This window comes from Paenibacillus glacialis, assembly GCF_001637205.1.
GTDB lineage: Bacteria > Bacillota > Bacilli > Paenibacillales > Paenibacillaceae > Paenibacillus_AQ > Paenibacillus_AQ glacialis.
This window is the reverse complement of sequence record NZ_LVJH01000074.1, coordinates 200,104-212,183: the sequence shown is the minus strand read 5'-3', so window position 1 is coordinate 212,183 and position 12,080 is coordinate 200,104. Positions and strand designations below refer to the sequence as shown.

9 protein-coding genes are annotated in these 12,080 nt (G+C 33.5%); 8 read left to right on the top strand and 1 reads right to left on the bottom strand.

The window, feature by feature from the left end; genetic code table 11:
- Positions 1 to 673: 673 nt before the first annotated feature.
- The 8 genes from PGLA_RS26260 to PGLA_RS26215 all read left to right on the top strand — a co-directional run bounded on the left by PGLA_RS26260 (position 674) and on the right by PGLA_RS26215 (position 11,133).
- On the top strand, positions 674 to 1,678 hold the full coding sequence (locus PGLA_RS26260) for a hypothetical protein (protein WP_068538153.1): 1,005 nt from the start codon (positions 674 to 676) through the stop codon (positions 1,676 to 1,678).
- Between the two features lie 3 nt (positions 1,679 to 1,681).
- Positions 1,682 to 2,113, top strand: a complete 432-nt coding sequence (locus tag PGLA_RS26255) for a transposase (protein ID WP_068538152.1) — start codon at positions 1,682 to 1,684, stop codon at positions 2,111 to 2,113.
- A 236-nt stretch (positions 2,114 to 2,349) separates the two neighbouring features.
- Positions 2,350 to 2,544, top strand: a complete 195-nt coding sequence (locus PGLA_RS27760; RefSeq protein ID WP_145939685.1) for a transposase — start codon at positions 2,350 to 2,352, stop codon at positions 2,542 to 2,544.
- A gap of 47 nt (positions 2,545 to 2,591) precedes the next feature.
- The gene (locus tag PGLA_RS26250; RefSeq protein ID WP_068538151.1) at positions 2,592 to 4,352 is read left to right on the top strand and encodes a DUF262 domain-containing protein; all 1,761 of its coding nucleotides are present in this window, start codon (positions 2,592 to 2,594) and stop codon (positions 4,350 to 4,352) included.
- Positions 4,349 to 6,565 (top strand): DUF262 domain-containing protein, encoded by a 2,217-nt coding sequence (locus PGLA_RS26245; protein ID WP_068538150.1) that lies wholly within the window; start codon positions 4,349 to 4,351, stop codon positions 6,563 to 6,565. The genes PGLA_RS26250 and PGLA_RS26245 overlap by 4 nt, the downstream gene beginning before the upstream one ends.
- Positions 6,566 to 9,024: 2,459 nt before the next feature.
- A complete protein-coding gene (locus PGLA_RS26225; RefSeq protein ID WP_068538146.1) occupies positions 9,025 to 9,627 on the top strand; it encodes a hypothetical protein in 603 nt (200 codons plus the stop codon).
- Positions 9,628 to 9,755: 128 nt separating this feature from the next.
- Positions 9,756 to 10,511 carry a hypothetical protein gene (locus tag PGLA_RS26220; protein ID WP_068538145.1) on the top strand — a complete coding sequence of 252 codons (756 nt, stop codon included), beginning with the start codon at positions 9,756 to 9,758 and terminating at the stop codon, positions 10,509 to 10,511.
- A 133-nt stretch (positions 10,512 to 10,644) separates the two neighbouring features.
- Positions 10,645 to 11,133 (top strand): DUF2199 domain-containing protein, encoded by a 489-nt coding sequence (locus PGLA_RS26215; protein WP_068538144.1) that lies wholly within the window; start codon positions 10,645 to 10,647, stop codon positions 11,131 to 11,133.
- A gap of 632 nt (positions 11,134 to 11,765) precedes the next feature.
- Here the strand turns inward: PGLA_RS26215 and PGLA_RS26210 are convergent.
- On the bottom strand, positions 11,766 to 12,068 hold the full coding sequence (locus tag PGLA_RS26210) for a YfzA family protein (protein WP_068538143.1): 303 nt from the start codon (positions 12,066 to 12,068) through the stop codon (positions 11,766 to 11,768).
- Positions 12,069 to 12,080: the final 12 nt, after the last annotated feature.

The following is a 12,080-nucleotide window of genomic DNA, read 5'->3' as shown; positions in this document are numbered from 1 at the left end:
GAATCGGTCGATACTTCTGTTACTCCGCTTATAGTTTCGCCACCACTGAGCTTACAGTTATCCTTTGACTACTAGTCTCAGCTATATAAAGTTCATTTCTAATATTCATATTACCGGTTATCCCACCAACCTACTTAAATATTTTTCATGTTTGGTTTATACATGATGAATTTCATATGAACAATTCAGACGTATGGCTACTCTTCCCAGGAAAAGTCATCAATTAAATTATTAATTTCATTTAAGAGCTACCGTTTCTCTAAAATCTACTGTGATCAAGTTTTTGTTAAATACAATTGTATCACCTGATTTAAAAACTTTTGGAAAAAGGGATTTTAAAATGTCCTCTGTTTAGCCTGATTAATTCCATAGCAGCGTATTCGCCCTCGAAACGATCAAGGATCCCTTTTCTCATTTATATTGCTCTCTTGGTTGACGTCAATGTTATATTACGGCCGTCACTATTAGTAGTTATTGTTCCTTTTTGATCAGTGCGATAAGAAGTAGCATTAATATTCTTGAGCCGAGCTAATATTTTGAAGTCTTCCAGAGCGGCGTAAGTAACTGCCAGTTACTTATTTTAATGTTTTTAAGAAAATACTACGGCAGGGATTCTATTTGTTTGATATCCTTAGAGTACCTGATATTTTTTTGATAACTAGGAGGTCTTTTTTTGACGATTAATTACAATTTCTATGCTAGCGTTTCAGATTATATGAGAAGGAATGTATCTTTAAGTGGTAATTATTATTCTAATAAACTTACTTTACTTCGTGGGGCGCTAATTGTAGGGTTGGCTCCTAAAAGTAATTTAATGCTTCCTAAAGAAGTTATTGAATGGAAGTTGTCTACCGTTATTGGGTTTGTAGATTATAATCCTACTTCGTTTGAGATTAAAAATACATATTTATTGGAAACTAGTGAGAAGGTCACTGTTGCTTATTTTTTAGGCATGGTGTTTGCTCAAATTTATATGCAGAGTCATTATGGAGTTAGACATCTAGAACATTTGAAGAATCGAAGCATATTAGCTACTTCTTTACCTGGGGATAATAAGAATCCTGATTTATGGGGGTTAAATAATAGAACAATGGTGTCATATTTAGTTGAAGCAAAAGGATCTACAAAAAAAAGTGATTATTTCGATAATGGAAATGTCACAAAAGCAGAGAGTCAATTAGGAGCAGTAACACAAATAGATTATACTGCATCTGGAAAGGGGAATGTTACTTTTAATCAGATAAGCTCTAATTTAAATAAACTAATCATAGCTACACATCCAAATATGAATAGAGAAGTCACTCAACATGTGATTGATCCAATTGATGGAGAACAAAAGATTATTAAAGTTAATGGAGATGAACTAATATATAAATATTATTCGAATTTAATAAAAATTATTAAAGAAGAATCATCTGATATTATTGAAGTTTTAGGACTTGAATTTAGAGTGATAGAATTAAAGAAGTTTGACTTCTCTATCGGTGTTATTGAAGATATATATAAGTTATTAGAATCAAAAGTGAGCCTAGAGCAGCAAATAACTATGGAAACAGTCACGGGGCTAAATCAGACTATTAATAAAATGCTTGATAATCTTGAACTGAAATTAAAGGATCATCATGATAACGATAAAACTTCAGTAGGTATAGATGGAATTATTGTTTTATCTAAATGATATATGGAAAAATGTCAAACTGGTTGGAACTCCCTCTGTGGCCTTCGTAATATTGATTATTCAACCTTTTCCACGAATGCTAGTGATGTACCTTATGAGTTGTTCAAGCAACTATTTCATTTACTTCTGTCAAGATGTAATCGACTACCGACAAGACACCGTCTTCGTATCCCAAAAGATCTATTATTAGTATATTCTACAACGATTACGGTAGGCAAAAGTCGTCTTCTTTGGGCCCTTTTTCACGGTCAACGGGCAGGTATTAAACTTCATGTTGCACTTAGCACTACCACGGAGCAACCCGTTCGAGTTATTGAAACAAACGCTAAAGTCTACGATGGCCCGATTGGCGATAAACTTGCGGACAAGAACTACATCCTTGTTCAAGACCGTGCTTACGGAAATATCAAACGATTTGATCAATATGCTAGATAACAAAAGTATCTTGTTACTCGTATTAAAGAAAATGTCATGTTTGTAAAGCCTCATTCGTTAAAATGACAATCCGTTGAAGACTCGAATATAACGAAAGATATCACATGCTACCTAGGAACACCGCAGTGTCACAGTCAGAACTTCGTCACCGTGAGGCGATGTTCCAGGATAACAATCAAAATGAGATTCGTGTTATCACCAATCTTATGCATGTATCGGCCGAATAAATCGCTGACATGTACAAGGCACGTTGGGGCATCGAAGTGTTCTTTAGATGGATTAAGAAAAACTTAAATGTCTCTGTTCTTTTTGGTACGACAAAGAATGCCGTATTTAATCAATTGTTCGCAGCACTTATGACATCTTCTGTCCAGATGAGTATAGCTGATCAAGAAATAACTTTTCATGTGGCTCGTTTTTTCGACATTTAATAACTCGTTATTTGCAACAATTGATCAATAAGGGGAAGGTGGATCTTATGATAAGAAACATAATTGACTTAAAAACTATAAATGATTTACTTAAGTCAAGATACGAGTTTTATATTCCTTCGTATCAACGAGGATATAGATGGAATAGACAACAGGTCACAGACCTGTTAACAGATATTTGGGAATTTTATCAAAAAAACCCTAGTATTGATGAGTTTTATTGCTTGCAACCGATTGTTGTAAAGCCAATACAGGTGAATAATAAAGACAAGTGGGAAGTAATTGATGGTCAACAGAGATTAACAACAATATATATCATCATGTCATACATAAAAATAAATCTTCTTCCTAAAGTAGACATATCCTTTTCAATAGAATATGAAACACGACCAGATAGTAGAAACTTTTTAATGAATATGGATCCTAATCTGAAAGATAACAATATAGATTATTTTCATATTTATTCAGCTTTTAATTTTGTGAAAGAATGGTTTGAGTCAAAAGATGATGAAACTACTGCTGGAATAGGGATATATGAAAAACTTAGAAATCAAACAAAAGTCATATGGTATCAAATTAACGATAATACAAATGCAATTGATATTTTCACAAGAATTAATCTAGGTAAAATACCATTAACTAATGCTGAGTTGATTAAAGCTTTATTTCTAAAGAAGGATAACTTCGGAGATCATACGAATATTGATAAAATTCGATTGAAACAGTTAGAAATTGCAAATGAATGGGATAGAATGGAATATTCACTTCAAAATAATGATTTGTGGTTTTTTTTAAATAATGGAGATAAGGATTATGAAACACGAATTGAATTCATATTTGACATGATGTCACAACAGATTAATAAAGCTTGGTCTGCTGAGAAGAAAATAAAGAAAGAAAATAATGAGTTTCACTCCTTTTTAGTATTCAGTCAGTTATTTAAAGAAGAAGAGGAGAAAAATAATCATTCAATATCACCAATTGATAGCCTGTGGTTATCTATTAAGAGATTTTACATGACTTTTGAAGAATGGTATTCAGATAGAGAGCTGTATCACTTAGTAGGATATATTGTGTCATCGGGAACTGCCATAGAATTGATTAAAGCCGCTACTGAAAAAATGACAAAAATTCAGATGAGAGAATTTCTGAAAGAGAGTATTAGAGGATCTTTTAATAGGAATCTGACAATAGAAGATTTAAACTATGAAACGCACAGAAGAGTTATAAAAAACATCCTTTTGTTATTTAATATTATCTCAATACAGTCAAACGATAAATCAAACTTACGGTTTCCCTTCGCAAGATATAAGATTGAGAAATGGGATATTGAGCATATTCACGCAGTTCATTCCGAAATGCCGAATGAGGGAAAATATCGAATAGATTGGCTAAGAGCAGTTGTGGATGAAGTAGATGATGTGGAATTAGTTAAAAGAATTAAGATCATCATAGGAAATGGAGCAGTTATAGATGATAAAGAATTTGAAGAAATATATATGGATGTACTGAAACAATATGGAGAGAGCGAAGATAGTAACGACATTTCAAATCTGACTTTGCTTGATGCAGCAACAAATCGTTCATATAAAAATGCTATTTTTCCAATAAAAAGAAAGACTATATTAGCTAAGGATAAAGCAGGAACATTTATACCATTGTGCACGAAAAATGTTTTTTTAAAGTATTATAGTGAAGATATTGAGCAAATGACCTTTTGGGGAAAAGATGACAGGAAGGACTATGTCCATGCAATTATCGAAGTTTTGAGGGGTTATTTACCTGAGCAAAAGAGAGGTGAACAATGATTAATAATATAAATTCATATTCGTTCTGGAAATTGATTACCAATTTTTCGATAGAAATTCCTATTATACAAAGAGATTACGCTCAAGGCAGAGAGAATGATAAAATAACGGAAATTCGAAATGGTTTTTTAGACAATTTATATGATGCATTAATTCAAGATAAACATCTGGACTTGGATTTTGTATATGGCAATTTACAAGATAATGAAGTCTTTATTCCGCTTGATGGACAACAAAGACTAACAACCTTATTCCTCTTACATTGGTATTTAGCTGTAAAAGAAGGGAAAAGGCAAGAAGCAAGTCGATTTTTAATTAATTTTTCTTATGAGACGCGAACAAGTTCCAGAGAATTCTGTAATGCATTAGTGAATGATGAAAGTGTAAAGATTGATACAGTAGAGCTTGATAAACTTTTTCCTGTGAGTAGTCAAATTAAGAATGCTCCTTGGTTTTTCATTTCATGGAAAAGAGACCCCACCATAAAATCAATGTTGGTTATGATAGATGCCATTCATGAGAGGTTCAAATATTCTGACCTACTTTTTACAAAGCTAACTAATTCAGATAGCAATCTGGTTTCATTCCAGTTTATAAAATTGGAAAATTTCGGTTTGGAGGATAGTCTGTATATTAAAATGAATGCAAGGGGAAAAGCATTAACTAGTTTTGAAAATTTTAAAGCTAAATTTGAACAATTACTGACTGAGAAAGAAGAAAAATCTGAGTTGATAAAAGGGTTCACGAAAGAATATGCAAATAATATTGATAGTAAATGGACAGATTTGTTTTGGTGCTATAGAGATCCGATAAGTAATCTTTTTGATGATCAAATAATGAATTTCATTAGGGCAATGGTAATAAATAACTATGCATTAATGGGGAATTATGAATTAGATAACAGATTAAATTACTTGATTGAATATAGTAAACATGTATCATTTGTTAAATATAATGAATTCGCTAGTTTTGATAGTAATGTTATTCATGATATTACTATTATGTTGGATAGCCTGTATAACAGCGATGGAAATAAAATAAAAACATATTTAATCGATCGATCGCTAATTGACGAGAATATATTGTTTGATAAGATCATTAGAAATTCGAATATTACGTACACTGATAGAATACGTTTTTATGCATTAAGTCAGTTTTTCAAACAAAACCAATCGAATATAGATAGTGAACAGCTATACAATTGGATTCGCGTTATAAGAAATTTGTCTGAATACACTCAATATAATAATGTGAGAGACTTTGTAAGATCGATAAGATCTATTGCTCAGATTATAAGTGAAAGTTCAGATATACTTCATTTTCTAATACAAGTAAAGAATGCTGACTTGGGTTTCTTAGGTGAACAAGTAGAAGAAGAAAGAATAAAAGCAGTTCTAATTTTAAAAAGTAATAGATGGGAAAAGGCAGTTATTGAAGCTGAAAACCACGGATATTTTAAGGGACAAATAAGCTTTCTTCTTAAGTTTTCAAATATATTATTTGCATATCGTAATGGAAACAAAGAATTGAATTGGACTGCAGAAATTGACGATGAGTATTATGGTAAGTTTATCGAGTATTTTAAAAAAGCAAGTGCTGTATTTAATAACAGTGGTTTGGAAGCTAATCATGATTTATGGAGAAGAGCACTTCTATGTAAAGGGGATTATTTACTAAGTAATAACCTGAATCGTAGTTTCTTGATTGATAGTCACAGAGATATAAGTTGGAAACGGTTGCTGCGGGAAAATGAAAAGAGAGATTTTGTTCAAAATTTATTGGATGATATTGATACTCAAAATATTAGTGCTAGTCTTCAAAAAGTCATTGATAACAGTAATGTGGACGATTGGAGAAAATACTTTATTAAATATCCATACTTAATAGAAGAGGGGTGCGGAGCAAATAAGTATATACGCATGAAAAGCAATAGGGACATCCTTTTGTTAAATTCTTCTACAACAGGTGGGTATTGCAAAGAGTATTACACTTATGCTTTATATTTGGAATTGAAGAAAAATAATTATATACCACCATATATTGATTCTAGGGGAGTAGATTACCTTAAGTTTATTGAATTCAAAAGTAATAATACTATAATTCAAATAATGTATGAATGGGATTATGTGGTTGAAGTCGGAGGGAAGAAAATCATATTTATTTATCAAGAAGAAGTTTTAGATTACCTTAAGAGCCAACGGTATATAAAATAATTGTTATTATTTCACAGTTAGACTCCATTTAACAAAAATGGATCCACGTCATTAAGACGCAGTATTCTATTTTAGGTTTGCTCAGAATGTTGATATCTCTGGGGTAGTTATAAAGAAACAGCCAGAGGGGTCAGGTTGTTTCTTTTAATATTCTTGTAATAAAGAATCTACAAGTTAATGATATTATCTAGTTCATATCAAACTGAACCATGGCCTATTCATACACTAGAACTGAAACCCTTACAATTCATAAATCCATACCAATCCACAATGTCTAAAAGCATGCTTTTATGGCATATGAAAAATAGCTTGTATTAATGTGCCAAAAATCTTTGAAATAAGTTTAGGCACGTGCCATTCGTTAACCGTTATGTTTTTGCACGATAAAAAGGGAAGGAGACACATTGATGTTAGGATATGGGCGTGTTTCCGTGAAAGATCAGAATGAAGTCCGGCAACTTATCAAGTAGCGGGATTTAGGTATTGAGGAACGTTCTATAGTTGTAGACAAATTGAGTGGTAATGATTTTAACCGACCATAGTAACAGGTTATTCGTCAGATGATCCGAGAGGGGGATTTGGTTTAGATCGATGTATTGGATCGTCTTGGACGAGACTATGATGTATCCTAAAGCGTCACTGGGATCATGAACGTCCCAAGAACGGATTGAAGAATGGGTTATGGATCAAGGTAGAACTAAATAATAACCCGTGTAGAGTTACCAGCACTGTAATAATATTATACAGTGCTTTTTTCGTCGGTTTATTTCGCTGAAAAGCGTTGTAAGTGTTTGGTAACAACATAACGGTTATCCGTCCAATTCCATTGATGCACCCTTCCCATAATACCAGGCGTACCAATTAATACATCTATTGAATCCCATCTTCTGGCTTATTGAACATACGACATATTGCATTCTTGTTGCATGAAGTCTTTTCTAAAAAAATTCATCATCAGGGTTCAATAGAAACTCACTAGAATCACAATATGATTATCGTCACTTCTGAACTTGATTATGTGACGGAAAGAATAATTCAATATCTATCTTCGATTTACGGTGTCCCAATTAATAATATCAATTCCTTTGTTAGAGTTTATATTTTAAAAGTATTTATCAGAGCACCATTTGATTTTTGTTTGCCTACTCTTCTCGTAAATTTTTATTATTTGATTTAGAACAAAAATCCGTTGAACTATATCCTCACTAAAAAGATTTAGCTGTCGTTTAAAGTGATCTATTTCGGTTTGATAGGGAGTTGGAACCTTTTCATTTTCCTCATATATTTTGAGAAGCTGAAAGTGTAGATTATATATATCCTCGTAAGTCATTGATAGATTCCTCCTAATTATTATTAGATATTATTATAACCAATGAGTAATTTAATCAGACGTATCCAATTAAGTTAGACTCTGTTTAGAGCATCTATTTTTCGAGCCGATAGAAGACACTAGTCCTGAATAGTAGCTAAAACTAAATCCGGTTTACATGTTTCAAATTCGACGTTAATGCCTCCGCAATCTATATCGGGAGACTTGTAACTGGGTTCCCACCAAAATTTATATTCGTCACGTTTTTGTGATGGTCTATCTAAAAACCACTTTAAATTTCTCTTGTCAGTGGTATTTAACATTGGGTATCACTCTCCATCATCAAAGTGTTCTTCTGGGGCATGAAGGAATAGGCTATTATCTAATAGCTTTTGTTTGAATATTTGCTCTAAAGAACTTCCTGCAGCAGTCTGTACTTTTGTTTTCTACTATGGTCTGTTCACTTGATAAATCACCTACTAATTGTCGTTCACACTGACTAATAAATAAAGATTTTATAATCCATTTTTTCATAATAATTGATTGAGTTATATTCACATGTATTACTCCCATCTCGAAATAGAGTTGGATGGGATAGGAGATAGGGGGAACGAGATGTATTCCAATAAAGAGTGATAGATCCTATTGTTGGAAGTGCCAGTGGAACAGCAGCAGCCTTATTGGGGTAAGTATATATGATGCCGGAGAAAAATGACTTTAGAGAAATTGCTTCAAAGAACACAAGATACCTTTTTAGTTTCTTGTGTTCTTTCGTGAATCAAAGATAATTATTTAATCCAAAATGTGGAATGACATTGGTAGACATAAAGTATAGAATATAGTGAGTGTTCATGTCCGCTAAATTAATTTGGCGGACATTTTATTCAGAACTTATTGGAATTGAAGGCTTTGTTTGAAGTTATATTTCGGTATTAATAGAATTATTTTGGGAGGGAATTGAATTTATGGGAATTCGGTTAAAAGAAGTTAGAATACGAAATTATAGATCACTCCAATCCGCTGATGGGAGCATCACTTTCAATAACGAACGGATGTTGTACTTGCATGCCTACCACGCTCCAAATCTTGTTCTTTGGAAATGCTATATAATGATTACGTATAACAATTATATTATGGAGGAATACATCAAATGCCAGACATAATTGAAGAGCTCAAGAAAATGTCTCAAAAAAAGGGATTTGAAAATAAAACTGATTTTCAACAGTTGCTGGAAAAATGCAAGACCATAACGTTGTCAAGTACAGATGTTGAATTTTTAACTGAACTATATTCTTTAGCAAAAAATTTGTACATTCGTAACACAATAATGATGTCACTTGTGTTTTGTGAAGATATTGATTTAAAGGATTTTTTCTTCAAAGCCTTTAAAAAAGAACGCTATTTAGATATGAGATTGACTGCAATCCGAGGATACGCGAATTATGCCACTGAAAAAGAAGTAGAGAAACTGATGTCTAAGTTCATAGAAATTCTGATGAAGCGTCCTGAAAATACACCATATAACTATCAAGAATATGAGTTGATTCGTTCTGCTTTTGGGTTACCGTATTTAGTAAATAGATTTGGATACGCTTGTTTTATTCAGGCATATGCACAAGAAGAAAAACAATACAATGCAATGCCAGATGCTTTCAAAGGACATTTTACGATAAATGAAAAAGGAAATTCTGTCCAACTTCGGTCACCAGAAGAAACCACGAAAATGCTTGATGAATTTTGGGGAAGCAAGTAATGTGTTTATGAAAGGCACGGATTTGTTCCTCCGTGTCTTTTTTTACACGATATAAGTCCCACTGTTCCTGTTCCCTCTATATAAATGAAAGGTCATCCCTCTACCACAATCAGAAGGGAGTTCTATTATTGCGTTATGACATTAAAATTGCTTGCACATCTTATTTGACACTTCACGAACAAAAGCTACGGATCAAGTCATTTTTGATTGATTATTTTGGCACAACTCACTTCTTTCTTGTTGAAACGGGCTTTTCTATAACAGCTGTACAAGAGGAAACAGCTTTTTTTGAGTGGATAAATACAGGTAGACCGGATCGAACGACTAAAGAATTGTTTCTTTTTGAATGGGCGGAGCAAGCGAGATGGAGTGGGCATTTTCTATTGAAATGCAGCTTTTTTAATCGTTTGGAGGATAATACCAGAAAAAAGCAATTCGAGAAAATAGTCTTGCAAATGAAAGAACATATGGAGTATCCCACCGTAACACTTCATATAGATCAAACAGGAAAATTCATCGAAGTACGGCAATTTCATCATCGCGCTGATGGAAAAATCGGCTATGCTATGCTTCCTTATGCAGAAGATGAGCAGGGACGTTGGCGTGAGAATTTGGGTGCTGGCTTATGGATATATCGTGAGGATTTTCATCTTTTATATGAAGGAATCAAGGTGGTATATCCGCGTAAGGGGACAGGTTGTCAGAATTTTGATGACACTGGCATGAATTTTATTAGTAAGCCGGAATGGAAAATGATCCTGGAGCATTGGACGCAACTTGCAATCCATAACCCATCTAGCGCTGAATTTATAGATTATGTTAGTCGGTGGGTGATAGCAACGCTAGAGCATGTGGATGAAATTGCGATTGAAGGGAATTTGTAAGTTGCCGATCCCGTTTATGAAATCTATAAGGAGGAAAGAGAATTTAATCCAAAGAGAATATTATCCAATTTAGGAATCATTAGACAAATAGGTGGGTCGAAGGAAATTGATGGTTTAAAGGAGGAGAGGAACCATGAAATGCCCTCAATGTAATAACGAATTAAGTGAAGTTCCTTTATGTTATGGAATTGAAGCGCCATACTATTTTTATACGGTGTCAGAAGAGAAAAGAACAGAATTAATTAGAGATTTTTGCGTAATTGATGAACAGTATTTTTTTATTAGAGGACATATTGAAATACCGATAATTGATAGTTTAGAGAAATTTATATGGAGTGTTTGGGTTTCACTTAGTGAAGAAAATTTTTTGAAATCCAATGAATTATTGCACGTACAAGGAAGAGAAAATAACCAACCATATTTTGGATGGTTGTCGACGGAACTTTCAATATATCCAATAACTACACTGTCGTTGAAAACAATGGTGCATACGCAAGAAGTTGGCGCTGTTCCGTTAATAGAACTAGAACAGACTGATCATCCACTTGCAGTTGAAAAAAGAGAAGGAATTACGATGGAGAGAGTAAAAGAGATTGCTCATTTAATAAATCATAGTCAGTAATTATGAGAGTTTGAAAGCAGCCGACATCTTATAACATTGTGTTCCCGCTGTGGAATCTCACATACATTACTCAGGACCAAATATATTCCTATCACCGTCTCAACACATGTGGAGTACGGAAACATAATACTATTTCATGGGGACGGATTGGGGACGAAAAGCGTCACCAAGCGTCATAAATGAACAGAATAGATCACACGACAGTAGGAACAAATCCTTACTTAATAAGGATTCTTCATACATCATCCCATCACGCCCTAACTTGTCTCTATCACTGGCAGTGATGAGGTCAGGAGGGGGAGGGTCCCCTAGGCTCCACCAATATCTTAAATTCAAACCACTTCATCCGAAGGGGTTTTTTTATTGTTTGGTGGAGCCCATTAGGAAGGCTATCTTGGATTTTATTGGATATCCCTCAGAAATACTCTCTTGTAGAGGATGAAAAACATGTCATCATAGGTTACCGAAACCTAATCGCAATCCCAAGCCTTATTATCAGATGCATTAAAATATTATTAAAGCTCAAGCAATCATATGCTTGAGCTTGTTTAGGTCTGTCATGAATTTTATGATAAGCAAAAACCGTCGCACTTTCTTTACATAGTATCACTAAATAGTACGTGCAGATGGATTCATTTCCTAGAATAGAAGTCTTTTATTGCAACTATAAATGCTGTGGGAAGTAAGGTAATAGAAAAAATTGCTGTGAATATGTTGAATTGTGTGGTTTTATAAGGGACGAACCATTCCGTAAACAGCTTCGAATTAGATATGCGGCCATATATCCGGGTAAATATTTCTCCATCTTGTAAGTTTGGTGCCCACGAAAGAACTTCACAGACGATAAAGAATAATTGCAAAACAAGAAATAGTCCAAGGGGAAACATCCATACTCTTTTTAGAATAGGACGATCCTTTTTTGGTGTATTGTTCATTTGACCAGTTCT

Bases quoted from the DNA above. Each gene is read 5' to 3' on its own strand.
- PGLA_RS26255 (WP_068538152.1), top strand. From the start codon at position 1,682: ATGGAAAAATGTCAAACTGGTTGGAACTCCCTCTGTGGCCTTCGTAAT.
- PGLA_RS27760 (WP_145939685.1), top strand. From the start codon at position 2,350: ATGTACAAGGCACGTTGGGGCATCGAAGTGTTCTTTAGATGGATTAAG.
- PGLA_RS26250 (WP_068538151.1), top strand. From the start codon at position 2,592: ATGATAAGAAACATAATTGACTTAAAAACTATAAATGATTTACTTAAG.
- PGLA_RS26245 (WP_068538150.1), top strand. From the start codon at position 4,349: ATGATTAATAATATAAATTCATATTCGTTCTGGAAATTGATTACCAAT.
- PGLA_RS26225 (WP_068538146.1), top strand. From the start codon at position 9,025: ATGCCAGACATAATTGAAGAGCTCAAGAAAATGTCTCAAAAAAAGGGA.
- PGLA_RS26215 (WP_068538144.1), top strand. From the start codon at position 10,645: ATGAAATGCCCTCAATGTAATAACGAATTAAGTGAAGTTCCTTTATGT.
- PGLA_RS26210 (WP_068538143.1), bottom strand. From the start codon at position 12,068: ATGAACAATACACCAAAAAAGGATCGTCCTATTCTAAAAAGAGTATGG.